We start from the raw sequence: 24,335 nt of genomic DNA on the forward strand, positions 1-24,335 counted from the left end.
AGATGGCAGTGCTGGACAAAGGGATGAAGCAGCGCATGGTGGGTGCGTTGGTGCTTGTGGCGCTGGCGGTGATATTCCTGCCGATGCTGTTCACCCGCCAGGACGAGATGCGCCAGGTGCGTGTCGACGCCCCACAGGCGCCGGCCATGCCGAGCCTGCCGGAGGTCAAGGTCGAGCAGGTGGCAGTGCCTGAGCCGCAGCCGCTGCCGGAGGAGCCCCAGCAACAGCCGGTGGTGGTCAGCGAGTCGACAGCGCCGGTGAGGGCGCCGAGCCAGCCGATCACGCCGTCGCCGCAGACCCAGCCTCAGCCCCAGGTGCAAGCCCAGCCCAAGCCGCAGACGCCTGTGCCGACGCCAGCGCCCGCACCTGCTGCCAAGGCAGCGGCGCCCGTAGCGTCTGCGCCTGCGCCGTCGAAGATCGACGTCAATGGCTTGCCGGTGAGCTGGTCGATCCAGCTGGCCAGCCTGTCCAGCCGTGCCGGCGCCGAGAACCTGCAGAAGACCCTGCGCAGCCAGGGTTACAACGCCTATATCCGCTCGGCCGGTGGCATGAACCGGGTGTATGTCGGGCCGCTGATCGAGCGAGCCGAAGCTGACAGGCTGAAAGACGTGATCAACCGCCAGCAGAAGCTCAATGGCTTCGTGACGCGATTCCAGCCTGAAAAAGGCTGAAGCTGCGCACTGCCGCCATGGTAGGAACTGCCTTGCCGGGGCGCTCACAAAAGGGCGCCGCAGGCCTGAAAACCTGACCCGCCGATCCACCTGACATTCCGCTTACTCCCAGCCTTTCGCTCTGGTAAAATGCGCCGCCTCAAACGTCTGCAGGCAGCACCGTGGCCTTTACCCTGGTTGATTGGGCGATCATCGCGATCATCGCCGTCTCCACACTGATCAGTCTCAAGCGCGGCTTCGTCAAGGAGGCCTTGTCCCTGCTCATCTGGATCGTTGCAGGGGCGGTTGCCTGGATGTTCGGCGGGTCGCTTTCGGTGTACCTTGAAAGCTACATCCAGACGCCGTCGATGCGCATCATCGCCGGCTGCGCCATTCTTTTCGTCGCCACCCTGCTGGTGGGGGCCATGCTCAACTTCCTCATCGGTGAGCTGATCCGCGTGACCGGGCTGTCCGGTACCGATCGTTTCCTCGGCATGGCCTTTGGCGCCGCGCGCGGGGGCTTGCTGGTGGTGGTGGCCGTCGGGCTGCTCAGCCTGGGGCCGGTGCAACAAGACACCTGGTGGCAGGAATCACGCCTGATACCACAGTTTCTATTGGTCGCTGACTGGTCGAAAAACCTGATTCTGGGTTTCACCGGGCAGTGGACTTCCAGTGGGCTGATCAGCGCTCCGGCTGATCTTCCATTCAAGGAGCAGTTGCTCGGGCCGGCAAAGCCCTGAGCGCTGTTCGTTCAAGTTTCATCAAAGTAGGGGTTGCGTCGCATGTGTGGCATCGTCGGTATCGTCGGTAAGTCGAACGTCAATCAGGCGCTGTATGACGCGCTTACGGTCCTCCAGCACCGCGGCCAGGACGCTGCCGGTATCGTGACCAGCCACGACGGCCGGTTGTTCCTGCGCAAGGATAATGGCCTGGTGCGCGACGTGTTCCAGCAGCGCCACATGCAGCGCCTGGTCGGCAGCATCGGCATCGGCCACGTGCGCTACCCGACCGCGGGCAGCTCGACTTCGGCCGAAGCCCAGCCGTTCTACGTCAACTCGCCATACGGCATCACCCTGGCGCACAACGGTAACCTGACCAACGTCGAGCAGCTGGCCAAGGAGATCTACGAGTCTGATCTGCGCCACGTCAACACCAATTCCGACTCGGAAGTGCTGCTGAACGTGTTCGCCCATGAGCTGGCCGTGCGTGGCAAGCTGCAGCCGACCGAAGAAGACGTGTTTGCCGCGGTCTCCCACGTGCACAGCCGCTGCGTCGGTGGCTATGCAGTCGTCGCGATGATCACCGGCTACGGTATCGTCGGCTTCCGTGACCCGCATGGCATCCGCCCGGTGGTGTTCGGCCAGCGCCACACCGACGAAGGCGTGGAATACATGATCGCCTCGGAAAGCGTCGCCCTGGACGTGCTCGGTTTCACCCTGATCCGCGACCTGGCGCCAGGCGAAGCGGTATACATCACCGAAGAAGGCCAGCTGTTCACCAAGCAGTGTGCCGAAGCGCCGAAGCTGCAACCGTGCATCTTCGAGCACGTCTACCTGGCCCGCCCTGACTCGATCATCGACGGTATCTCGGTGTACAAGGCCCGTCTGCGCATGGGTGAAAAGCTCGCCGACAAGATCATGCGCGAGCGCCCTGAGCACGATATCGACGTGGTCATCCCGATTCCGGACACCAGCCGTACTGCCGCGCTGGAACTGGCCAACCGCCTGGGCGTGAAATTCCGCGAAGGCTTCGTCAAGAACCGCTACATCGGCCGTACCTTCATCATGCCTGGCCAGGCTGCGCGCAAGAAATCGGTGCGCCAGAAGCTCAACGCCATCGAGCTGGAGTTCCGCGGCAAGAACGTGATGCTGGTGGACGACTCGATCGTGCGCGGCACCACCTGCAAGCAGATCATCCAGATGGCCCGCGAAGCCGGCGCCAAGAACGTCTACTTCTGCTCCGCAGCCCCTGCGGTGCGCTACCCCAACGTCTACGGCATCGACATGCCGAGTGTTCACGAACTGATCGCCCACAACCGTACCACCGAACAGGTGGCCGAGTTGATCGGCGCCGACTGGCTGGTCTACCAGGACCTGCCAGACCTGATCGACTCGGTCGGTGGCGGCAAGATCAAGATCGATCATTTCGATTGCGCGGTGTTCAACGGTGAATACGTCACCGGCGACATCGACGAAGCCTACCTCGACCGCATCGAGCAGGCCCGTAACGACTTGGCCAAGGTCAAGAACCAGGCGGTCAGCGCGATCATCGACCTCTACAACAACTGATTTGGGAGCGACGGCATGACGGATCAATGGGATGCCGGACGACTGGACAGTGACCTCGAGGGTGTCGGTTTCGACACCCTGGCGGTGCGCGCTGGTCAAAACCGTACACCGGAGGCCGAGCACAGCGAAGCGCTGTTCCTGACCTCCAGCTATGTGTTCCGCACGGCAGCCGATGCCGCTGCGCGCTTTGCCGGCGAAACGCCGGGCAACGTCTACTCGCGCTATACCAACCCGACCGTGCGTGCGTTCGAAGAGCGCCTGGCGGCCATGGAAGGTGCCGAGCAGGCCGTGGGCACTTCCACCGGCATGGCAGCGATCCTTGCCGTGGTCATGTCACTGTGCAGTGCTGGTGACCACGTGCTGGTGTCGCAGAGCGTGTTCGGCTCGACCATCAGCCTGTTCGAGAAGTATTTCAAGCGCTTCGGCGTGCAAGTGGACTACGTGCCACTGGTCGACCTCGCTGGCTGGGAAAAGGCCATCAAGGACAATACCAAGCTGCTGATCGTCGAATCGCCGTCCAACCCACTGGCCGAACTGGTCGACATCCGTGCGCTGGCTGAAATTGCCCACGCCCGTGGCGCCTTGCTGGTGGTAGACAACTGCTTCAGCACCCCGGCCTTGCAGCAACCGCTCAAGCTCGGTGCCGACATCGTGTTCCACTCGGCCACCAAGTTCATCGATGGCCAGGGCCGTTGCATGGGGGGTGTGGTTGCCGGCCGAGCCGAACAGATGAAAGAAGTGGTGGGCTTCCTGCGTACCGCCGGGCCGACCCTCAGCCCGTTCAACGCCTGGATCTTCACCAAGGGCCTGGAAACCCTCAAGCTGCGCATGCGTGCGCACTGCGAGAGCGCCCAGCTGCTGGCCGAGTGGCTGGAGCAGCAGGACGGCGTGGAGAAGGTGCATTACGCCGGCCTGCCGAGCCACCCGCAGCACGAACTGGCCAAGCGCCAGATGAGTGGCTTTGGTGCGGTGGTCAGCTTCGAGGTCAAAGGTGGCAAAGAGGGCGCCTGGCGCTTCATCGATGCGACCCGGGTGATTTCGATCACCACCAACCTCGGCGACAGCAAGACCACCATCGCCCACCCGGCCACCACCTCCCACGGCCGTCTGTCGCCGCAGGAGCGTGAGGCTGCAGGTATCCGTGACAACCTGATCCGGGTTGCCGTGGGCCTGGAAGACGTGGCCGACCTGCAGGCGGACCTCGCCCGTGGGTTGGCGGTGCTGTGATGGAAATCCGAGGCGGTGTGCCAGGCCATAACGGTCGGGTTGCCCTGGTCACCGGTGCCGCTCGCGGCATCGGCCTGGGCATTGCCGCCTGGCTTATCTGCGAAGGTTGGCAAGTGGTGCTCAGCGACCTTGACCGCCAGCGCGGCAACAAGGTTGCCAAGGCCTTGGGTGAAAACGCCTGGTTCATCACCATGGACGTGGCCGACGAGGCCCAGGTCAGTGCCGGGGTGTCCGAGGTGCTCGGCCAGTTCGGGCGGCTGGATGCGCTGGTGTGCAACGCGGCGATCGCCAACCCGCACAACCAGACCCTGGAAAGCCTGAGCCTGGCGCAGTGGAACCGGGTGCTGGCCGTCAACCTCAATGGCCCCATGCTGCTGGCCAAGCATTGTGCGCCGTACCTGCGTGCGCACAATGGCGCAATCGTCAACCTGACCTCTACCCGTGCCCGGCAGTCCGAGCCGGACACCGAGGCCTACGCGGCGAGCAAGGGCGGCCTGGTGGCCTTGACCCATGCCCTGGCCATGAGCCTGGGCCCGGAGATCCGTGTCAATGCGGTGAGCCCGGGCTGGATCGATGCGCGTGACCCTTCCCAGCGCCGTGCCGAGCCGTTGACCGATGCCGATCATGCTCAGCATCCGACCGGCAGGGTAGGGACCGTGGAAGATGTTGCGGCCATGGTCGCCTGGCTGCTGTCGCGCCAGGCCGGGTTCGTCACCGGCCAGGAGTTCGTGGTCGACGGCGGCATGACCCGCAAGATGATCTACACCTGAGCTGGCAGCCCTAAGGGAAGGGGACCGAAAGGTCCCTTTTCCGTTTTTGCCTTTTTTGAAAAAAATTCAACGGGGCTATTGACTTAGCTTCGGTACCTGCGTAAATTTCGCGGCCTCAGCGAAGCAAACGCAACAAGCAACATCGCGAGGGTGATTAGCTCAGCCGGGAGAGCATCTGCCTTACAAGCAGAGGGTCGGCGGTTCGATCCCGTCATCACCCACCACTTCCTGAGATTGTTTCTAGCGCTGGACGCTTCTGATGAAGCCATAGCCGGAGAGAAACGCACTGCGCAGCGGTAGTTCAGTCGGTTAGAATACCGGCCTGTCACGCCGGGGGTCGCGGGTTCGAGTCCCGTCCGCTGCGCCATTTTTCAGTAACAGATGGGTGCTTGGCACCGGTCTGAAGCCGAAGGCAAAACGCCTGAGGCTGATCCCAGTTTCAATCAGGCGCAAGCCTGAACGATACGCAGCGGTAGTTCAGTCGGTTAGAATACCGGCCTGTCACGCCGGGGGTCGCGGGTTCGAGTCCCGTCCGCTGCGCCATCTTCGTTTCGAGGTCCCTAGAACACCTTGAAGCAATCACAGATGAAGCGATCTCACGTCGCTTTTTTTGTGCCTGCCCTGAGGCCATCGCGCCGGAAGGGTAGACCCAGGTTTCAATCGGGCGCAAGCCTGAATGATACGCAGCGGTAGTTCAGTCGGTTAGAATACCGGCCTGTCACGCCGGGGGTCGCGGGTTCGAGTCCCGTCCGCTGCGCCATCTTCGCTACAAGGCCCTTGAACGCCTTGAGGCAACGAGAAAGCGACCTTCGGGTCGCTTTTTTCGTTTATGGGCCTCGGCGATGACCAGATTTACACGAACCTGACAGACTCTTCACCGATCAACGGTTCCTGTGCTTGCCTGCTGTGATGCACAATAGGCCTCTTTTTGACTTACCCGGAATACGCAATGACCAGATCATCCGTCTTTGGTGCGCTCGGGCTGGCCCTGGTGCTGGCGGGCGTGACCGGTTGCTCCTCGAAGAAAGCCGCCATCTACGAGCACGAGAACTTCGACGATTCGGGGACCTATTCGCGCAGCTTCCCGGTGACCGATGCCGGCTCCTGCGAAGCAGCCCGCCGTGCACTGCTCAGCCAGGGCTACATCATCACCAGCAGTGGCTCCAACCAGGTGATGGGCAACAAGAGCTTCCAGCAGAACAGCGAAAACCACCTGCAGATCAGCTTCAACGTGACCTGTGCGCCAGATGTCAACGACGACAAGCGTTCGACCATGTTCGCCAACGCGCTGCAGGACCGCTACAGCCTTAAAAAGTCCAACAGCTCGGCCAGCCTGGGTGTCGGTGTGCTCGGTTCGGTATCCATGCCGATTGGCTCCAGCGACGACTCGATGGTCAAGGTCGCCAGCGAGACGGTCACGGCGGCCCAGTTCTACGACCGTTACTTCGCCCTTGTCGAAAGTTTCCTGCCCAAGCCGAAGAAGGTCGCCAAGGCGAAGGTCGAGGCGCCTGTCGTCAAGCCCGAAAAGCCCGCGCCAGACCTGGGCTTGCCGGAACAGGCAGCAGTGGCGCCAGCAGCCGCACCGCCAACGGCAGCCCCGCTGGTTGAGAGCTCTCCCGCACCTGCGGCGGTTGCTCCTGCCAGTGAAGCAGTTGCCAAACCGGTGGTCGATGACAGCCAGGGTTCGCAACCGGTGGCACCGCCCGCGGAGGCTGCACCGATTCAGGTGCAGCAGGACGCAGAGCCTGCTGCGTCGGCATCGCCGTCGCTTTAATCAGCTGTTACAGATGAGCGGCGATAAGTTCCTGAACACCTGCTACGTTTACCACTCATGAGCTTGTCATCATTCCTTCACCCGGCTCCCTTAGGTTGAAGGCATGACCAACGAAGACAGATGAGTAGAGGACGCAGGGCGATGGATGACTATCAGGAAGAGCTGCTCGAATTTCAGGCTTACGAACTGGACCCGCCAGAACCGGCAGACGACGCCACAGAGCTCTAACCTGCCCGCCGCTGGTTGCGGCGAAACTCCCCCGGCGTAAGGCCCGTCCAGCGCTTGAATGCGCGCTGGAAGGCCTCTGCCGATGCAAACCCCAACAGATAGGCGATTTCGCCAAAGGCCAGCTCCGTATCACGGATATAGGCTTCGGCAAGGTCGCGTCGTGTGTCATTGAGCAGGTCGCGAAAACGCGTGCCTTCTTCAGCCAGTTTGCGCCGCAATGTCCAGGTGGGCAGTTGCAGGTGCAATGCCACTTCTTCCAGGTCGGGTTCACGACCGCCATTGAGCAACGGCCCGAGCAGGTGGGTGATGCGCTCGCCCAGGCTGCGTACCCGTGTGCTCTGGAGCATCTGCGCTTCACACAACTGCAGCAGGTGGGCGAAGGTGCTTGGGCAGTGCTGTGTGTTGGCCAGCTCGAGCGTGCTGCGGCTCAGGCGCAAGCGGTTGGCACTGGCGGCGAATTGCACCGGCGTGCTGCAAAGGGATTGATACCTGGCGGCGTAGCCGGGTGCATCGAATTCGACTTCCAGGCGCTCGGCCTGCAAAGGGGCGCCAGCCAGGGCGGCGAGCTGAGTCAGCCAGCCGGCCAATAGCGAATCGACCACAAAGCGGTTGTAGTCGTTGTAGGGGCTGATCGAATAGAAGCTCAGCCATGCGCCTTGGGCGTCTTCCTGGTAGCTGGAATGGCCACGATAGTTGGCGGCGTAAAGTGGCTCGAATCGCAGCAGTGTGTGTGCCGCCTCTCCCAGGGTCGGGGCCTGGGCCGCTGTGACGCCGGCCAAACCGGCCTGGGCCAGGCGGCTGAGTTGCCCCATGCGCAGGCCCAGCGCAGGCTCGCCACACAGCGCGATGGCCGCATGCCCCAAGTGCATGTAGCGCGGGATCGACAGGCGCGCACCGGCTTCGGCCAGGCGTGCGGTATCGAGCCCGTATTGCTGCAACAGCGAAGCCGGATCATGGCCCAGCTCGCGCAGCGCCTCGGCAAGAGGCTGGACGAAACCTACCGAAAGGTCGCCAAGGCGCACGCGGGGGCGGCTCATGTGCCTACAGCCACACGTTCAGTAGGCGCGCGCCGTGGCTGGGAGGGCCTGCCAGCAACTCACCTGACTGATGGGCAAAGCCCTGGCCGTCGCTCCCCTGTTCCCAGAACTGCCCACGCATGAACACGCTCATGCTGCTGACACTGTCACCTGCGGCCTGGGTCAGGCGTTGCCAGGCGGTCTGCTCGCTGACCTCGCCGCGCTGCAGGGCCAGCTCGGCAGCGGCGTCCTGATGGCGATTGCCGCGCCAGGGGGCATTCCAGCTACCTTTGCCGCTGAGGAACACCGGGTTGGCGATCAGCTGGACTTGCTGCTGCTGCAATTGGCGCTGGTTTTCGGGGTACCAGCTGTCGCTGCCAATCAGTACGCCGAGGCGCCCGGCGGGAGTCTGCAGTACCTGCAACGGGTAATCCCGGCCAGGGTGGATGTAGCGCCGTGTTTCGCTGTCGGGGTATTGCTGGTGTTGGGGTTGGCCCAGCAGCGAGCCGTCCGCAGCGAACACCATGCTGCTGTTGAACAGCGGCCCGTGGCCAATGTGCAGCACGCCCTGATCGACGTAGGGCGCGGGCAGTACGATCGAGCCTGCCACCAGGGTCACGCCGAACTCCTTGGCCAGGCCGCCGAACAGTTGCTGGTAATCGCTGGCCATCTGCTGGGCTTTCATGCGCAGGTGGGCATCGGCGCGCCGATCGTCGCCATTGGCGCTCAGCATCGCCAGGCCATAGCGCAACGGGTTGCTCAGCTCCAGCCACTGCTCGGCGTCACGGTTGCGGGTGACCTGGTACAGCTCGTTTTTTTCGCCTCGCGCCCACAGCCAGGTGCCGATGTGCTCGGGCAGCACCACGACCGTGCGCGGGCCAACCAGGCCCTGGGTGCGAGCCTGCTCCAGGTAGGCAGAAAGCTTGCGGTGCAGACGTTGCAGGTTCTGGTAGTCGCTGGGGAACAGCAACGGCTCGATACCCAGCAGATTGCCATGCTCGCCAGGCACGCCGTGGTTGAGCGCCAGTTCGATGCGCAAATCGGAGAGGTAGTGGCCTTCCGGGCGCTGTTGGGTCCAGAAGCCGTAACCGCAAAGCGCGGCAATCGTCACCAGCGCCAGGGCGCCTGCCAGGAGTTTTCGCATGAAGCGGTGCAGCGCCTTGGATAAGAGGGTTACCTAGGGTAGTACTGCTGTGCGCAAGGATCAATAAGTTGTCAGTTTCGATCATTGAGCGCGTTCAAACGGCTGTTTAATGTCGCAGGCAGACAAACGACGGGCACCCGCAGAGGTGCTCGCACTCCGTGATCACGCCACCTGGGGAACCGTACCATGGCTGCCGACCGCTACCCGCATTTGCTGGCCCCGCTGGATCTGGGCTTTACCACATTGCGCAACCGCACCCTGATGGGCTCGATGCACACCGGCCTCGAGGAGCGCCCGGGCGGTTTCGAACGCATGGCGGCGTATTTTGCCGAGCGCGCCCGGGGTGGTGTCGGCCTCATGGTTACGGGTGGCATTGCACCGAACGATGAAGGTGGGGGGTACTCCGGCGCTGCCAAGCTCAGCACCGAGGAAGAGGCTGACAAGCATCGCATCGTCACCGAGGCCGTGCATGCCGCAGGTGGCAAGATCTGCCTGCAGATCCTGCATACCGGGCGCTACGCCTACAGCCCGCGCCTGGTAGCGCCGAGCGCGATCCAGGCACCGATCAACCCGTTCAAACCCAAGGAACTGGACGAAGCGGGTATCGAGAAGCAGATCGCCGACTTCGTCAATTGCGCCGCGCTGGCACAGCGCGCGGGCTACGACGGTGTCGAGATCATGGGCTCGGAAGGCTACTTCATCAATCAGTTCCTCGCTGCCCATACCAACCACCGCACTGATCGCTGGGGCGGCAGCTACGAAAACCGCATGCGCCTGGCGGTGCAGATCGTCACCCGCGTGCGCGATGCGGTGGGGCCGAACTTCATCATCATTTTCCGCCTGTCGATGCTCGACCTGGTCGAGGGCGGCAGCACCTGGGACGAGATCGAGGTGCTGGCCAAGGCCATCGAACAGGCTGGCGCAACATTGATCAATACCGGCATCGGCTGGCACGAGGCGCGCATCCCGACCATCGCCACCAAAGTGCCGCGTGCGGCGTTCAGCAAGGTCACCGCCAAGCTGCGTGGCGTGGTGAACATTCCGCTGATCACCACCAACCGCATCAATACCCCGGAAGTGGCCGAAGCGGTGCTGGCCGAGGGTGATGCCGACATGGTGTCGATGGCCCGGCCATTCCTTGCCGACCCGGACTTCGTCAACAAGGCGTCAGAAGGGCGTGCTGACGAAATCAATACCTGCATCGGCTGCAACCAGGCGTGCCTGGACCACATCTTCGGTGGCAAGCTGACCAGTTGCCTGGTCAACCCGCGGGCCTGCTACGAGACCGAGCTCAACTACCTGCCGGTGCGCGCCGTGAAGCGCATCGCCGTGGTTGGCGCAGGCCCTGCAGGCCTGGCAGCGGCCACCGTGGCGGCCGAGCGTGGCCATGAGGTGACGTTGTTCGAAGCCGCCAGCGAGATTGGTGGGCAGTTCAACGTGGCCAAACGGGTGCCGGGCAAGGAGGAATTCCACGAGACCTTGCGCTACTTCCGCAACAAGGTGAAAAGCACCGGTGTCGACCTGCGCCTGAATACCCGGGTCGATGTGCAGGCGCTGGTAAGCGGTGGATACGACGAGATCATCCTCGCCAGTGGTATTGCGCCACGTACCCCGGCCATTCCCGGTGTCGAACATGCCAAGGTGCTGAGCTACCTGGACGTGCTGCTCGAGCGCAAACCGGTCGGCAAATCGGTCGCGGTGATTGGCGCGGGCGGCATCGGTTTCGATGTTTCCGAGTACCTGGTGCATCAGGGCGTGTCCAGCAGCCAGGACCGCGAAGCGTTCTGGAAAGAGTGGGGGATTGATACCCACCTGGAGGCGCGCGGTGGGGTTGCCGGGATCAAGGCCGAGCCACACGCGCCGGCGCGGCAGGTGTACCTGTTGCAGCGCAAGAAGTCCAAGGTCGGCGATGGCCTGGGCAAGACCACCGGCTGGATTCACCGTACCGGGTTGAAAAACAAACAGGTGCAGATGCTCAACAGCGTCGAGTACCTGCAGATTGACGACGCCGGCCTGCATATTCGTGTTGGCGACGGCGAGCCGCAGGTGCTGGCCGTGGACAACGTGGTGATCTGCGCCGGGCAGGAGCCGTTGCGTGAGCTGCACGAAGGGCTGCTGGCGGCAGGGCAGTCGGTGCACCTGATCGGTGGCGCCGATGTGGCAGCCGAGCTGGATGCCAAACGGGCCATCAACCAAGGGTCTCGATTGGCCGCTGAACTTTGAGATCGCCGGGGCCGCTGTGCGGCCCTTTCGCAACGCAAGGCCGCTCCTACAGGCGACACGTTCCCTTGTAGGAGCGGCCTTGTGTCGTGAAAGGGGGGCGCAGCGCCCCCAGAATTTCACTGATAGACTCCGCTCCATGTACCTGCATCTACCCCAAGCCCCGCTCCAGCCTCTTGATCTGCCTTGGCTCCAGCAAGCTGAAATTCAGGCCGCCATCCTGCGCCTGGACCTGATCGACCCGCTGATCAGCGGCAACAAGTGGTTCAAGCTTCGCCACCACCTGCAGCAAGCCCATCATTCCAGTGCCCCCGGCCTGATCAGCCTGGGCGGCAATCATTCCAACCACCTCCACGCCCTGGCTGCAGCCGGCAAACGCTTCGGCTTCGCCACCGCCGGGCTGTTGCGCGGCCACCCCCAGGAAACCCCCACGGTGCGCGACCTGCAAGCATTGGGCATGGACCTTCACTGGCTAGGCTACGGCGGCTATCGGGCACGCCATGAGGCTGGGTTCTGGCAGCCTTGGCAGGCGCGTTATCCAGGCTGGCACTGCATTCCCGAGGGCGGTGGCGGGGCAGCAGGCGCCGAGGGTTGTGCGCTGGTCGTCCAGCAGGCGCGTGCGCAATTGTCGGCACTGGGATGGCCAGACTACGACGCCTGGTGGCTGGCTGCAGGTACCGGCACCACGCTGGCAGGGCTGGTGCTGGCCGAGGCAGGGGCGCATGCAGTGCATGGCGCCTTGGCGGTGCCGATGGATCATGGCGTGCCGGAGGCAGTCGCTGAACTGGCCGGCACGCAGGGCTACCAGTTGCACGATGCCTGCCGTGGCGGCTTCGGTAAGTTCGATGATGAGTTGCTGGCCTTCGTCGCCGAGAGTGAGCAGTACACGGGCGTGCCGTTCGAGGCCCTGTATACCGGCAAGGCCTTGCTGGCCCTGCGCGATCAGGTCGAGGCCGGGCTGTTCGCGCCCGGTACCCGCCTGATCTTCCTGCACACGGGCGGCCTGCAGGGCCGTCGCGGTTACTTGTAGGGCAGCATGCGCAGCAGCGTGTTGTCGCGCTGCACGTAGTGGTGGTAGAGCCCGGCCAGCGCATGCAGGCCGATCAGCCAGTAACCCCAGGTCGCCACCCGCTCATGCCAGCCCTTGATGAATTTGGCCTGGTCCGGGTTCGGGCCGATCAGGTGCGGCAGTTCCAGGCCGAAGAACGGCACCGGTTTGTCGGCGGCACTGAGAATCAGCCAGCCGGCCAGGGGCAGGCCGATCATCAGCAGGTACAGCGCCAGGTGCATCAGGTGCGCAAGGCCGGTCTGCCAGGCTGGTGGCTTGGGCACGATAGGCGGGGTCGGGCGGCTCAGGCGCACGGCCAGGCGCAGCCAGACCAGCACGAACACGCTCAGGCCGAGCATGAAGTGCAGGTCTTTCATCAGGTTGCGCTCAGCGCTGTCCTTGGGGAACAGGCCGCGGAACTCGATGCAGGCGTAAACAGCGGCCAGCAGCACCAGCATCAGCCAATGCAGGGCGATGGACAGGCGTGCGTAATGGGGCGCGGGGGTGGATGAAACCATGATCGGTCCTCGTCATCAGGTTGGAATGGCGCTCTTGCTGGCGCTCTGGGGTAACTGTAATCGCAATCTGGAAAGAAAGTTTTGCGCCAGGCCGGTGAAATTTGTGTTGTCAGTCTCGGCCCTTTCGCGTCGAACCGCCGCGAAAGGGCCGGTGCAGGCAACCTCAATTTCCGGGTAGGTGTGGCCAGCTGTCAGCCACCAGAAACACGCGCTCGGCTTCCTGCCAGGCACCATCGTCACCCAGCTCCAACCTCACCAGCAGTTGCGCCGGTGTATGTTCGTCCAGCTGCTCCAGCCAGTCTGCAAACAGCTGCACCGTCCAGCATTCATCCGTCTCGACCCGCGCGGGCGCCAGCCAGGCATGCCGTGCCAGTGGTTGCCAGTGTTCATCCGCTGCAACGCGCCAATCGCTTCGCCGTACCCAGCGCCCGCGCAAATGCCGGGGGTTGGCACCTGCAGGCGGCGCGGCATGCCCTGGCCATGGGTAGAACAGATAGCCGCCCAGCCACAGGTGCGCCTGCACATGGGCGACCCCCACGGCAGCCAGCGCTTCGCGGCTCTGTACGTCTGCCGACATGGGCAACTGATGCCCGGCGACGTGCGCCAGCTTGCTCCCCAGGCGGTCATGGCAGCCTGGCCCGAGCCAGTGCGCCGGGTCGCGTCCGTCTTCCACCGTCGGCCCCAGGTAGAGCTTGATCGCCAGCTCCAGATGCTGAGTGCCTTCGCCATCACGCATCAGAATGTCCAGCTCGCCCAAGGTTCGCCCGCCCGCACGAATTGCCAGGTTGGATGCCAGCAACTCGACCCCGGGCGCTTGCGCCAGGGCAAACTGCCACAGGCCTTCGTAGTACAAACCCAGGCGGCGGCTGGTGAGCTTGGCCAACCAGTCGCGCAAGGGCAGGTCATCTGCATCCAGGGCGCACAGCCAGTCCTTCAGGCGTTGCGGATCACCCGCCCAGGCACTGCCCGCCAGCGGGTGGCGCTGGGGGCAGGGCGGGGCGCTGAGCAGCGCAGGCGACAGCAGGGTCCAGGCCAGGTCGCGCACGGCAGGGCGGCGCAAGCGGCGGGGCAGCTCATGGAGCTCGGCAAATGGCATCATGCTGCGAGCATAGCCGGTTTGCCGCTGCCCGGTCGTTTCGCCCATAATCGCGGCATCGTCACCCCGCCGCAGAGCCTCGCAGGAGCCCCATGGAGCAATTTCGCAATATCGGTATCATCGGCCGCCTTGGCAGCTCGCAGGTGCTCGACACCATTCGCCGACTGAAAAAATTCCTCCTCGAGCGCCACCTGCACGTGATTCTCGAGGACACCATCGCCGAAGTGTTGCCTGGCCACGGCCTGCAAACCTCGACGCGCAAGCTGCTCGGTGAGGTCTGCGACCTGGTCATCGTCGTCGGTGGCGATGGCAGCCTGCTAGGCGCTGCCCGCGCCTTGGCCCGGCACAATGTTCCGGTGCTGGGTATCAACCGCGGCAACCTGGGCTTTCTCACCGACATCCGCCCGGACGAACTGGAGCAGAAAGTCGCCGAAGTGCTCGACGGCCACTACCTGGTTGAAAACCGCTTCCTGCTGCAGGCCGAGGTGCGCCGTCATCACGAAGCCATCGGCCAGGGCGACGCGCTCAACGACGTGGTCCTGCACCCGGGCAAGTCGACGCGGATGATCGAATTCGAGATCTACATCGACGGCCAGTTCGTCTGCAGCCAGAAGGCCGACGGCCTGATCGTCGCCACTCCGACCGGCTCCACCGCTTATGCGCTGTCGGCCGGCGGCCCCATCATGCACCCCAAGCTCGACGCCATTGTCATCGTGCCGATGTACCCGCACACTCTGTCGGGCCGGCCGATCGTGGTCGACGGCAACAGCGAGTTGAAGATCGTGGTGTCCAAGGACCTGCAGATCTACCCGCAAGTGTCGTGCGACGGCCAGAACCACTTCACCTGCGCCCCGGGCGACACCATCACGGTCAGCAAGAAGCCGCAGAAGCTGCGCCTGATCCACCCGCTCGATCACAACTACTATGAGGTGTGTCGCACCAAACTCGGCTGGGGCAGCCGCCTGGGAGGCAGGGACGACTGATGCTCGATCCGGCGCGCAGTTTCGACATCATCGGCGACGTGCACGGTTGTGCACTGACCCTCGAACGCCTGCTCGACGCCCTGGGCTACAAACGCGTCGCTGGCGTGTGGCGCCACCCGCGGCGGCAGGCATTGTTCCTTGGCGACATCGTCGACCGAGGCCCGCGCATCCGCGAGGCACTGCATATCGTGCATGACATGGTCGAGGCCGGTCAGGCGTTCTGCATCATGGGCAACCACGAGTACAACGCTTTGGGCTGGGTCACCCCGGCACTGCCCGGCAGCGGCAAGGCGTTCGTGCGCGAACACACGCCGCGCCACGCCCGGCTGATCGACGAAACCCTGACCCAATTTGTCCACCACCCCGGCGACTGGCACGACTTCGTGCAGTGGTTCTACGACATGCCGCTGTTCGTCGACGCGGGGCGCTTCCGCCTGGTGCATGCCTGCTGGGACCCGCAGCTGATCGCACCGCTGCGCCAGCAGTACCCGGACGGGCGCATCGACGAGCACTTCATCCAGGCTTCGGCGGTTTCCGGCAGCTTTGCCGCTACCGTGTGCAACCGTCTGCTGCGGGGCACCGACATGCGCCTGCCGGATGGGCTGACCCTCACCGGCGGCGATGGACTGACCCGCGCCTTCTTCCGTACCAAGTTCTGGGAAGAAGACCCGAAAACCTACGGCGACATCGTCTTCCAGCCCGATGCGTTGCCCGATGACGTTGCCCGCACGCCACTGAGCCATACCGAAAAGAACGCCCTGCTGCACTATGCCGAGGACGAACCGATGCTGTTCGTCGGCCACTACTGGCGCAGCGGCCGCCCGGCGCCGATCCGCGCCAACCTGGCCTGCCTGGACTACAGCGCGGTGCTGTACGGAAAGCTGGCGGCCTACCGGCTGGATGATGAAACCCGCATCGACCCGCACAAGTTCGTCTGGGTCGACGTCGAACGCCCGCAGGCCAACCAATGAATATCATCGAAGTAATGCGCCTGCCGCTGTCGGTCGACCTCAGCGGCTTCGTCCACCTGCTGCAGCGCCTGCAATTGCCGCACCGGGTCAGCGAAGAGGGTGATGAGCAAGTGCTCTGGGCCCCCGACAGCCTGGCCGCCGACGTGCGCGAGCTCTACCAGCGTTTCCCCGATGGCAACGCGGATGTGCAGCTTGCGCAGGCCCCTGTAGGCGCGGACTCATCCGCGATGGCCCCCACACAGCCCTCCCTGGCGGACCAGGCCAAAGCCTGCAAGGTCACCGCCACCATCCTCGTTCTCTGCCTGGTCGTCGCCGGCCTCACCAGCCTGGGCGACAACCTCAACGCCATCAGCTGGTTCACCTTCCTCGACTTCCGCGTCCAAGGGGAATACCTGCATTTCACCCCGCTGGCCCAGGGCCTGGCCGAGGGCCAGTGGTGGCGCCTGGTGTCGCCCATGCTGTTGCACTTCGGCGTGCTGCACCTGGCCATGAATGGCATGTGGTACTGGGAGCTTGGCAAGCGCATCGAACTGCGCCAGGGCCCCTGGCTACTGCTGGGCCTGACCCTGCTGTTCAGCCTGGTGTCAAACCTGGCCCAGCACTACACCAGTGGCCCGAGCCTGTTCGGCGGCCTGTCCGGCGTGCTCTACGGCTTGCTCGGTCACGTCTGGCTGTACCAGTGGCTGGCGCCCAACCCTCACTTCAACCTGCCCAAGGGCGTGCTGGTGATGATGCTGATCTGGCTGGTGATCTGCCTGACCGGTGTGGTCGGCCAGCTCGGCTTCGGCCAGATCGCCAACGCCGCCCACGTCGGCGGGCTGCTCATCGGATGCCTGACCGGGCTCTTGGGCGGGGCGCTGGCCCGGCGTAAACTGTCGGCTTGAACCAGGAGACACTATGTCCACTTTCGCGCAAATGATCGAAAACATTACCCCGGAAATCTACGAGAGCCTGAAATTGGCCGTGGAAATCGGCAAATGGTCGGACGGGCGCAAGCTTACCGCCGAGCAGAAAGAACTGTCGCTGCAGGCGGTAATCGCCTGGGAGATGAAGAACCTGCCCGAAGAGCAGCGCACCGGTTACATGGGCCCGCAGGAATGCGCGTCCAAGTCCGCGCCCATCGCCAACATTCTGTTCAAGTCGGACTCGGTACATTGATCGAACTCGCTCGTGGCTCTTTGAGCAAGATGGCGGTCAGCCTGCAGGCGCCGGTGGTGCAATACAGCTTCCGCCTGGACGACACCCAGGTGCCGGTCAACCCGCTGATCGGCCAGCGCCTGCGCCTGGAATACCTCGGCGCCATTCACTGCAGCCATTGCGGCAAGCGCACCAAGACCAGCTTCAGCCAGGGTTACTGCTACCCGTGCATGACCAAGCTGGCCCAGTGTGACGTGTGCATCATGGCCCCGGAAAAATGCCACTACGACGCCGGCACCTGCCGCGAGCCGTCGTGGGGTGAGCAGTTCTGCATGACCGACCATGTGGTCTACCTGGCCAACTCGTCGGGGATCAAGGTCGGCATTACTCGCGCGACCCAGTTGCCCACCCGCTGGCTCGACCAGGGCGCAAGCCAGGCGCTGCCTATCATGCGCGTGGCCACCCGCCAGCAATCGGGCCTGGTCGAGGACGTGCTGCGCAGCCAGGTGCCGGACCGCACCAACTGGCGCGCGCTGCTAAAGGGCGACGCCGAAGTGCTCGACCTGCCGGCCATTCGCGAGCAGATTTTCGAGGCCTGTGCCGACGGGCTGCGCGAACTGCAGGGCCGTTTCGGCCTGCAGGCGATCCAGCCGCTGCCCGACGCCGAGGTGGTGGAAATACGCTACCCGGTCGAGGCCTATCCGAAAAAGATCGTCAGCTTCAACCTCGACAAGGACCCGGTGGCCGAAGGCACGCTGCTGGGTATCAAGGGCCAGTACCTGATCTTTGACACCGGCGTGATCAATATTCGCAAGTACACGGCCTACCAGTTGGCCGTGCTCCAGTAAAAAGGACCTGCACATGCGTACCGAACAACCGCAAGTGATCTACCTCAAGGATTACCAGGCGCCCGAGTACCTGATCGACGAGACGCACCTGACCTTCGAGCTGTTCGAGGACCACACCCTGGTTCACGCGCAACTGGTCATGCGCCGCAACCCGGCACGTGGTGCCGGCCTGCCGCCACTGGAGCTCGACGGCCAGCAGCTGGAGCTGCTGCGCGCCTCGCTGGACGACCAGGAACTGCAACCAGGCGAGTACCAGCTCGACGCCGACAGCCTGACCGTGCAGCCCAAGGCTGAACGCTTCACCCTCGACACCAGCGTGAAGATCCACCCGCAGAGCAACACCGCGCTGGAAGGCCTGTACAAGTCCGGCAAGATGTTCTGCACCCAGTGCGAGGCCGAGGGCTTCCGCAAGATCACCTATTACCTCGATCGCCCGGACGTGATGAGCACTTTCACCACCACGGTGATCGCCGAGCAGCATCGCTACCCGGTGCTGTTGAGCAACGGCAACCCGATCGGCAGCGGCCCGGCAGAAGAAGGCCGCCACTGGGCGACCTGGGAAGACCCGTTCATGAAACCGGCCTACCTGTTCGCGCTGGTGGCCGGTGACCTGTGGTGCGTGGAAGACAACTTCGTCCGCCAATCCGGCCGCGACGTGACCCTGCGTATCTACGTCGAGCCCGAGAACATCGACAAGTGCGACCACGCCATGGTCAGCCTGAAGAAGTCCATGCGCTGGGATGAAGAAGTCTACGGCCGTGAATACGACCTGGATATCTTCATGATCGTCGCGGTGAACGACTTCAACATGGGCGCCATGGAAAACAAGGGCCTGAACATCTTCAACTCGAGCTGCGTGCTGGCCCGCGCCGAAACCGCCACCGACGCCGCTCACCAGCGTGTCGAGGGTGTTGTCGCCCACGAGTACTTCCACAACTGGTCAGGCAACCGCGTGACCTGCCGCGACTGGTTCCAGCTGTCGCTCAAGGAAGGCTTCACGGTGTTCCGCGATGCCGAGTTCAGCGCTGACATGAACTCGCGCACGGTCAAGCGCATCGAGGACGTCGCCTACCTGCGCACCCACCAGTTCGCCGAAGATGCCGGCCCCATGGCCCACCCGGTGCGCCCGGACAGCTTCATCGAAATCTCCAACTTCTACACCCTGACCGTGTACGAGAAGGGCGCCGAAGTGGTACGCATGGTACGTACCTTGCTGGGCGCCGAAGGCTTCCGCCAGGGCAGCGACCTGTACTTCGAGCGCCACGATGGCCAGGCGGTGACCACCGACGACTTCATCAAGGCCATGGAAGACGCCAACGGCGTCGACCTGGCCCAGTTCAAGCGCTGGTACAGCCAGGCCGGCACTCCGCGCCTGGACGTGAGCGAGGCTTTTGATGCTGGTGCCCAGACCTACAGCCTGACCTTCCGCCAGAGCTGCCCGCAGACCCCGGACAAGGCCGAGAAGCTGCCGTTCGTGATCCCGGTGGAGCTGGGCCTGCTCGATGCTCAAGGCAACGACCTGCCGCTGCAACTGGCCGGTGAAGCCACTGCCGCTGGTACCAGCCGGGTGCTGTCGGTGACTGAAGCCGAGCAGACCTTCACCTTCCAGGGTATCGCCGCCAAGCCGTTGCCTTCGCTGCTGCGGGGTTTCAGTGCGCCAGTGAAGCTGAGCTTCGCATATGACCGCGACCAGCTGATGTTCCTCATGCAGCACGACAGCGACGGCTTCAACCGCTGGGAAGCGGGCCAGCAGCTGTCGGTGCAAGTGCTGCAGGAGCTGATCGGCCAGCATCAGCGCGGTGAAGCGCTGAAGCTCGACCAGCGCCTGATCACCGCCCTCGGTACCGTGCTGGGCAACGCATCGCTGGACCCCGCCATGGTCGCCGAGATGCTCTCTCTGCCAGGCGAAGCCTACCTGACCGAGATCAGCCAGGTGGCCGATGTGGACGCCATCCACGCCGCCCGTGAGTTTGCCCGGCAACAGATCGCCGAGCAGCTGTTCGACGCCCTGTGGGCGCGTTACCAGGCCAACCGCGAAGTGTCGCGCAACACCCCTTACGTGGCCGCCGCCGAGCACTTCGCCCGCCGCAGCCTGCAGAACATTGCCCTGTCGTACCTGATGCAAAGCGGCAAGCCTCAGGTGCTGGAGGCGACCCTGGAGCAGTTCGAGCAGTGCGACAACATGACCGAGCGCCTGACCGCGCTGGCCGTGCTGGTCAACTCGCCGTTCGAGACCGAGCGCGCCAAGGCGCTGGAAAGCTTTGCCGAGCACTTCAAGGACAACCCGCTGGTCATGGACCAGTGGTTCAGCGTGCAGGCAGCCAGCACGCTGCCGGGCGGGCTGGCGCGGGTCAAGGCGCTGATGCAGCACCCGGCGTTCACCCTGAAAAACCCGAACAAGGTACGGGCGCTGATCGGTGCCTTCGCCGGGCAGAACCTGGTCAATTTCCATGCAGCCGATGGTTCGGGCTATCGCTTCCTGGCGGACCTGGTGATCGAGTTGAATGCGCTGAATCCGCAGATCGCTTCGCGTCAACTGGCACCGCTGACCCGCTGGCGCAAGTATGACGACGCGCGGCAAGTGCTGATGAAGGGCGAGCTGGAGCGGATTCTCGCGTCCGGCGAGCTGTCCAGCGATGTGTATGAAGTGGTGAGCAAGAGCCTGGCTTGAGTTTTTTGTAGCCTGCCCCGGCCTCTTCGCGGGTAAACCCGCTCCCACAGGTACTGCACAGGGTTCAATGTCTGTGCGGTCGCTGTGGGAGCGGGTTTACCCGCGAAGCTTTTGGGCGGTTAACAAAACATAACGCAGCGCGCGTTGTATTCCCGCGACCTACCCCGATACGATCCCTGCAAGCCTCTAACACAGGCTTTTCACAGCACAGACCCACCAAGAAGAACACAACAGGGGATGGTCATGAAGGAGCGGGTGATGACGCAGGCCAGGCGTGGTGCCTGGCCGTTGGCGGCCGGCGCGATGCTGGCGCTGGCACTGGGCATGTGGGCTGACAGCGCGCAGGCCGCTGCTGCCGATGAATACTCGACCGAATCAGCCAAGGCCAGCCAGAGCCTGCTGATCGGCGCCGCCCATGCCGGCAAGCGACTGGTGGTGGTCGGTGATCGCGGCCACATTCTGTTCTCCGACGACCAGGGCAGCACCTGGACTCAGGCCCGGGTGCCCACCCGGCAACTGCTCACTGCCGTGTTCTTCCTTGATGACAAGCGCGGCTGGGCGGTCGGCCACGATGCGCAGATCCTGGCCAGCAGCGACGGGGGCGCCACCTGGAGCAAGCAATTCGAAGACCTGTCCCGCGAAGCGCCCTTGCTCGATGTCACCTTCCTCGACGCCCAGCACGGCTTTGCCGTGGGTGCCTATGGCGCACTGCTGGAAACCAGCGACGGCGGCCAGCATTGGCAGGACATCGCTGAACGCCTGGACAATCCCGACCAGCTGCACCTCAACGGCATCGCCCGGGTGCGCGACGCTGGCCTGTTCATCGTCGGCGAGCAGGGTGGCATGTACCGCTCCAGCGACAACGGCCAGACCTGGGCCAAGGTCCAGGGCCCTTACGAGGGCTCGCTTTTTGGCGTGATCGGCACTGCCAAGGCGAATACCCTGCTGGCTTACGGGCTGCGCGGCAACCTGTTCCGCTCCAGCGATTTCGGTGACAGCTGGCAGCCAATCGAGCTCAAGGCCGCGCGCGGCGACCTCGAATTCGGCCTGGCAGGCGCTACGCTTGTCGAAGATGGCAGCCTGGTGCTGGTCGGCAACGGTGGCAGCGTGCTGCGCAGCACCGATGATGGCCAGACCTTCAGCGTCTACAACCGCAGCGACCGCATCGCCCTGGCCGGCGTCACTGGCCTGGCCGACGGTGGCTTGCTGCTGGTGGGGCAGGGTGGCGTACACCTGGCCAGCGCCGAAGGCGCAGAGCAAGCTGCCAAGGAGGTGCGTCCATGACCAGCAGGGAGAGCATCACCATGCACCCGCATCATCAGGACAAGGCCACGCTGCTCGAACGCCTGATCTTCAACAACCGCCCGGTGGTCATCGCCCTGTGCCTGCTGGTCAGCATTTTCCTGTTCTGGCAGGCCACGCAGATCCGCCCGTCTACCAGCTTCGAGAAGATGATCCCGCTGCAGCACCCGTTCATCGAGCAGATGATGGAGCACCGCAACGACCTGGCCAACCTGGGCAACACCGTGCGTATCTCGGTCGAAGCGGTCAACGGCGACATCTTCGACAAGGACTACATGGAAACGCTGCGGCAGATCCATGACGAGGTGTTCTACATTCCGGGTGTCGACCGGGCCGGGCTGAAGTCGCTGTGGAGCCCCAGCGTGCGCTGGAGCGAGGTCACCGAAGAGGGCTTCTCTGGCGGTGAAGTCATCCCCAACACCTACAACGGCTCCCAGGACAGCCTCGACACCCTGCGCGACAACGTGCTCAAGTCTGGCCAGGTCGGGCGCCTGGTGGGCAACAACTTCAAGTCCAGCATCGTCGACGTGCCCTTGCTGGAAAGCTTCCCTGACCCGCAGGACCCCGGCAAACAGGTCAAACTGGATTACCAGCAGTTCTCGCACCAGCTGGAAGAGAAGATCCGCGACAAGTTCCAGGCACAGAACCCCAACGTGAAGATCCACATCATCGGCTTCGCCAAGAAGGTCGGTGACCTGATCGACGGCCTGGTGATGGTGGCGATGTTCTTCGGCGTGGCCCTGGTGATCACCTGGGTCTTGCTGTACTGGTTCACCTGGTGCATCCGCAGCACCATCGCCGTGCTCATCACCACCCTGGTGGCGGTGGTCTGGCAGCTGGGCCTGATGCATGCGGTGGGTTTCGGCCTGGACCCGTACTCCATGCTGGTGCCGTTCCTGATCTTCGCCATCGGTATTTCCCACGGCGTGCAGAAGATCAACGGCATCGCCTTGCAGTCCAGTGACGCCGACAATGCCTTGACCGCCGCCCGGCGCACCTTCCGCCAGTTGTTCCTGCCGGGGATGATCGCCATCCTCGCCGACGCCGTGGGTTTCATCACCCTGTTGATCATCGACATCGGCGTAATCCGCGAGCTGGCCATCGGCGCATCGATCGGCGTGGCGGTGATCGTGTTCACCAACCTGATCCTGCTGCCGGTGGCGATTTCCTATGTCGGCATCAGCAAGAAGGCCATCGAGCGCAGCAAGAGGGACGCGACCCGCGAGCATCCGTTCTGGCGCCTGCTGTCGAACTTCGCCAGCGCCAAGGTGGCCCCGGTGTCCATCACCCTGGCGCTGATCGCCTTTGCCGGCGGCCTGTGGTACAGCCAGAACCTGAAGATCGGCGACCTCGATCAGGGTGCGCCGGAGCTGCGCCCGGATTCGCGCTACAACCAGGACAACCACTTCATCATCAGCAACTACTCGACCAGTTCCGATGTGCTGGTGATCATGGTCAAGACCCCGCCGGAAAGTTGCTCGATCCATTCGACCATGGCGCCGATCGACGAGTTGATGTGGACCATGCAGAACACCCCCGGCGTGCAGTCGGCGATCTCCCTGGTGACCGTGTCCAAGCAGGTGATAAAGGGCATGAACGAGGGCAGCCTGAAGTGGGAGACCTTGTCGCGCAACCCGGACATCCTCAACAACTCCATCGCGCGCGCCGACGGCCTGTACAACGCCGACTGCTCGCTGGCACCGGTGCTGGTGTTCCTCAACGACCACAAGGCCGAGACCCTGGAACGTGTCACCGCTGTGGCCAAGGCGTTCGCCGACAGCCATGACAAGGAGGGCCTGCAGTTCCTGCTGGCGGCGGGCAACGCCGGGATCGAGGCGGCTACCAACGAGGTGATCAAGTCGGCCGAGCTGACCATCCTGATTCTGGTCTACCTGTGCGTGGCGGTGATGTGCATGATCACTTTCCGTTCGTTTGCCGCGACCCTGTGCATTGTCCTGCCGCTGGTGCTGACATCGGTGCTGGGTAACGCGCTTATGGCCTTCATGGGGATTGGCGTGAAGGTCGCTACTTTGCCGGTGGTGGCCCTGGGTGTGGGCATCGGCGTGGACTACGGCATCTACATCTACAGCCGGCTGGAAAGCTTCCTGCGTGCCGGCCTGCCGTTGCAGGAGGCTTACTACCAGACCTTGCGCTCGACCGGTAAGGCCGTGCTGTTCACCGGCCTGTGCCTGGCGATCGGCGTGTGCACCTGGATCTTCTCGGCGATCAAGTTCCAGGCCGACATGGGGTTGATGCTGACCTTCATGTTGCTGTGGAACATGTTTGGCGCGTTGTGGCTGCTGCCAGCGCTGGCGCGGTTCCTGATCAAGCCTGAGAAAATGGTGGGTAAGGAAGGGGGATCCATTTTCGCCCACTGAATCGCAGGGGGCCGCTTTGCGGCCCATCGCGGCACAAGGCCGCTTCTACAGAGAAACGCGCCCCCT

Annotated in this window: 20 protein-coding genes and 4 tRNA genes; 20 read left to right on the plus strand and 4 right to left on the minus strand. The window is 63.7% G+C overall.

The window, feature by feature from the left end:
- Positions 1-2 precede the first annotated feature (2 nt).
- From H040_RS25885 to H040_RS25930, 10 genes are all read left to right on the plus strand, one after another.
- A complete protein-coding gene (locus H040_RS25885; protein WP_027919144.1) occupies positions 3-671 on the plus strand; it encodes an SPOR domain-containing protein in 669 nt (222 codons plus the stop codon).
- A 161-nt stretch (positions 672-832) separates the two neighbouring features.
- Complete coding sequence (locus H040_RS25890; protein WP_027919143.1) at positions 833-1,390, plus strand: CvpA family protein; 558 nt, start codon at positions 833-835, stop codon at positions 1,388-1,390.
- Between the two features lie 42 nt (positions 1,391-1,432).
- A complete protein-coding gene (gene purF, locus H040_RS25895) occupies positions 1,433-2,938 on the plus strand; it encodes an amidophosphoribosyltransferase (protein ID WP_027919142.1) in 1,506 nt (501 codons plus the stop codon).
- A 15-nt stretch (positions 2,939-2,953) separates the two neighbouring features.
- Positions 2,954-4,165: an O-succinylhomoserine sulfhydrylase gene (locus H040_RS25900; protein ID WP_027919141.1), complete on the plus strand. Its 1,212-nt coding sequence runs from the start codon at positions 2,954-2,956 to the stop codon at positions 4,163-4,165.
- Positions 4,165-4,935, plus strand: a complete 771-nt coding sequence (locus H040_RS25905) for an SDR family oxidoreductase (RefSeq protein WP_177326700.1) — start codon at positions 4,165-4,167, stop codon at positions 4,933-4,935. Before H040_RS25900 ends, H040_RS25905 begins: the two co-directional genes overlap by 1 nt.
- A gap of 148 nt (positions 4,936-5,083) precedes the next feature.
- Positions 5,084-5,159, plus strand: a tRNA-Val gene (locus H040_RS25910).
- Between the two features lie 66 nt (positions 5,160-5,225).
- Positions 5,226-5,302: transfer RNA gene (locus H040_RS25915), tRNA-Asp, on the plus strand.
- A 99-nt stretch (positions 5,303-5,401) separates the two neighbouring features.
- Positions 5,402-5,478 (plus strand) — tRNA-Asp (locus tag H040_RS25920).
- Between the two features lie 140 nt (positions 5,479-5,618).
- Positions 5,619-5,695, plus strand: a tRNA-Asp gene (locus tag H040_RS25925).
- 189 nt (positions 5,696-5,884) lie between these two features.
- Positions 5,885-6,709, plus strand: a complete 825-nt coding sequence (locus H040_RS25930; protein WP_027919139.1) for a DUF2242 domain-containing protein — start codon at positions 5,885-5,887, stop codon at positions 6,707-6,709.
- Between the two features lie 224 nt (positions 6,710-6,933).
- Here H040_RS25930 and H040_RS25935 read toward each other — a convergent pair whose 3' ends face one another.
- Positions 6,934-7,974 carry an AraC family transcriptional regulator gene (locus H040_RS25935; RefSeq protein ID WP_027919138.1) on the minus strand — a complete coding sequence of 347 codons (1,041 nt, stop codon included), beginning with the start codon at positions 7,972-7,974 and terminating at the stop codon, positions 6,934-6,936.
- Positions 7,975-7,978: 4 nt separating this feature from the next.
- Positions 7,979-9,097 carry a nitrilase-related carbon-nitrogen hydrolase gene (locus H040_RS25940; protein ID WP_027919137.1) on the minus strand — a complete coding sequence of 373 codons (1,119 nt, stop codon included), beginning with the start codon at positions 9,095-9,097 and terminating at the stop codon, positions 7,979-7,981.
- A gap of 186 nt (positions 9,098-9,283) precedes the next feature.
- Here H040_RS25940 and H040_RS25945 point away from each other — a divergent pair, with 186 nt between their 5' ends.
- Together H040_RS25945 and H040_RS25950 are read left to right on the plus strand one after the other, a co-directional pair.
- A complete protein-coding gene (locus H040_RS25945; RefSeq protein ID WP_027919136.1) occupies positions 9,284-11,320 on the plus strand; it encodes an NADPH-dependent 2,4-dienoyl-CoA reductase in 2,037 nt (678 codons plus the stop codon).
- A gap of 136 nt (positions 11,321-11,456) precedes the next feature.
- Complete coding sequence (locus H040_RS25950) at positions 11,457-12,347, plus strand: 1-aminocyclopropane-1-carboxylate deaminase/D-cysteine desulfhydrase (protein ID WP_112312923.1); 891 nt, start codon at positions 11,457-11,459, stop codon at positions 12,345-12,347.
- On the opposite strand, the gene cybB is transcribed toward H040_RS25950, so the two are convergent.
- Positions 12,338-12,883, minus strand: coding sequence for a cytochrome b561 (gene cybB / locus H040_RS25955; protein ID WP_027919134.1), 546 nt, complete (start codon positions 12,881-12,883; stop codon positions 12,338-12,340). The genes H040_RS25950 and cybB overlap by 10 nt on opposite strands.
- Positions 12,884-13,046: 163 nt before the next feature.
- Positions 13,047-14,027: a DUF1853 family protein gene (locus H040_RS25960; protein WP_027919133.1), complete on the minus strand. Its 981-nt coding sequence runs from the start codon at positions 14,025-14,027 to the stop codon at positions 13,047-13,049.
- 44 nt (positions 14,028-14,071) lie between these two features.
- Here H040_RS25960 and H040_RS25965 point away from each other — a divergent pair, with 44 nt between their 5' ends.
- The 8 genes from H040_RS25965 to H040_RS26000 all read left to right on the plus strand — a co-directional run bounded on the left by H040_RS25965 (position 14,072) and on the right by H040_RS26000 (position 24,269).
- Positions 14,072-14,962: an NAD(+) kinase gene (locus H040_RS25965; RefSeq protein ID WP_027919132.1), complete on the plus strand. Its 891-nt coding sequence runs from the start codon at positions 14,072-14,074 to the stop codon at positions 14,960-14,962.
- A complete protein-coding gene (locus H040_RS25970) occupies positions 14,962-15,933 on the plus strand; it encodes a metallophosphoesterase (RefSeq protein WP_027919131.1) in 972 nt (323 codons plus the stop codon). Before H040_RS25965 ends, H040_RS25970 begins: the two co-directional genes overlap by 1 nt.
- Positions 15,930-16,817 (plus strand): rhomboid family intramembrane serine protease, encoded by an 888-nt coding sequence (locus tag H040_RS25975; protein ID WP_027919130.1) that lies wholly within the window; start codon positions 15,930-15,932, stop codon positions 16,815-16,817. Before H040_RS25970 ends, H040_RS25975 begins: the two co-directional genes overlap by 4 nt.
- Positions 16,818-16,830: 13 nt before the next feature.
- The gene (locus tag H040_RS25980; protein WP_016485539.1) at positions 16,831-17,091 is read left to right on the plus strand and encodes a YeaC family protein; all 261 of its coding nucleotides are present in this window, start codon (positions 16,831-16,833) and stop codon (positions 17,089-17,091) included.
- The gene (locus tag H040_RS25985) at positions 17,088-17,918 is read left to right on the plus strand and encodes a DUF2797 domain-containing protein (protein WP_027919129.1); all 831 of its coding nucleotides are present in this window, start codon (positions 17,088-17,090) and stop codon (positions 17,916-17,918) included. The genes H040_RS25980 and H040_RS25985 overlap by 4 nt, the downstream gene beginning before the upstream one ends.
- 13 nt (positions 17,919-17,931) lie before the next feature.
- Positions 17,932-20,589 (plus strand): aminopeptidase N, encoded by a 2,658-nt coding sequence (gene pepN, locus H040_RS25990; RefSeq protein ID WP_027919128.1) that lies wholly within the window; start codon positions 17,932-17,934, stop codon positions 20,587-20,589.
- Positions 20,590-20,847: 258 nt separating this feature from the next.
- Entirely contained in the window at positions 20,848-21,873 is a 1,026-nt protein-coding gene (locus tag H040_RS25995) for a WD40/YVTN/BNR-like repeat-containing protein (protein WP_371260253.1), read from the plus strand.
- A gap of 20 nt (positions 21,874-21,893) precedes the next feature.
- The gene (locus H040_RS26000) at positions 21,894-24,269 is read left to right on the plus strand and encodes an efflux RND transporter permease subunit (RefSeq protein WP_027919126.1); all 2,376 of its coding nucleotides are present in this window, start codon (positions 21,894-21,896) and stop codon (positions 24,267-24,269) included.
- Positions 24,270-24,335 lie beyond the last annotated feature (66 nt).

Origin of the sequence: Pseudomonas sp. URMO17WK12:I7, assembly GCF_003269045.1 — a bacterium.
In the GTDB taxonomy this organism is placed as follows: domain Bacteria; phylum Pseudomonadota; class Gammaproteobacteria; order Pseudomonadales; family Pseudomonadaceae; genus Aquipseudomonas; species Aquipseudomonas putida_J.

Coding starts and splice junctions, on each gene's coding strand:
- H040_RS25975 (WP_027919130.1), top strand. CDS start 15,930: ATGAATATCATCGAAGTAATGCGCCTGCCGCTGTCGGTCGACCTCAGC.
- H040_RS25995 (WP_371260253.1), top strand. CDS start 20,848: ATGACGCAGGCCAGGCGTGGTGCCTGGCCGTTGGCGGCCGGCGCGATG.
- H040_RS25935 (WP_027919138.1), bottom strand. CDS start 7,974: ATGAGCCGCCCCCGCGTGCGCCTTGGCGACCTTTCGGTAGGTTTCGTC.
- H040_RS26000 (WP_027919126.1), top strand. CDS start 21,894: ATGCACCCGCATCATCAGGACAAGGCCACGCTGCTCGAACGCCTGATC.
- H040_RS25905 (WP_177326700.1), top strand. CDS start 4,165: ATGGAAATCCGAGGCGGTGTGCCAGGCCATAACGGTCGGGTTGCCCTG.
- H040_RS25940 (WP_027919137.1), bottom strand. CDS start 9,097: ATGCGAAAACTCCTGGCAGGCGCCCTGGCGCTGGTGACGATTGCCGCG.
- H040_RS25945 (WP_027919136.1), top strand. CDS start 9,284: ATGGCTGCCGACCGCTACCCGCATTTGCTGGCCCCGCTGGATCTGGGC.
- H040_RS25980 (WP_016485539.1), top strand. CDS start 16,831: ATGTCCACTTTCGCGCAAATGATCGAAAACATTACCCCGGAAATCTAC.
- H040_RS25930 (WP_027919139.1), top strand. CDS start 5,885: ATGACCAGATCATCCGTCTTTGGTGCGCTCGGGCTGGCCCTGGTGCTG.
- H040_RS25960 (WP_027919133.1), bottom strand. CDS start 14,027: ATGGGCGAAACGACCGGGCAGCGGCAAACCGGCTATGCTCGCAGCATG.
- H040_RS25885 (WP_027919144.1), top strand. CDS start 3: ATGGCAGTGCTGGACAAAGGGATGAAGCAGCGCATGGTGGGTGCGTTG.
- H040_RS25970 (WP_027919131.1), top strand. CDS start 14,962: ATGCTCGATCCGGCGCGCAGTTTCGACATCATCGGCGACGTGCACGGT.
- cybB (WP_027919134.1), bottom strand. CDS start 12,883: ATGGTTTCATCCACCCCCGCGCCCCATTACGCACGCCTGTCCATCGCC.
- purF (WP_027919142.1), top strand. CDS start 1,433: ATGTGTGGCATCGTCGGTATCGTCGGTAAGTCGAACGTCAATCAGGCG.
- H040_RS25965 (WP_027919132.1), top strand. CDS start 14,072: ATGGAGCAATTTCGCAATATCGGTATCATCGGCCGCCTTGGCAGCTCG.
- H040_RS25950 (WP_112312923.1), top strand. CDS start 11,457: ATGTACCTGCATCTACCCCAAGCCCCGCTCCAGCCTCTTGATCTGCCT.
- H040_RS25900 (WP_027919141.1), top strand. CDS start 2,954: ATGACGGATCAATGGGATGCCGGACGACTGGACAGTGACCTCGAGGGT.
- pepN (WP_027919128.1), top strand. CDS start 17,932: ATGCGTACCGAACAACCGCAAGTGATCTACCTCAAGGATTACCAGGCG.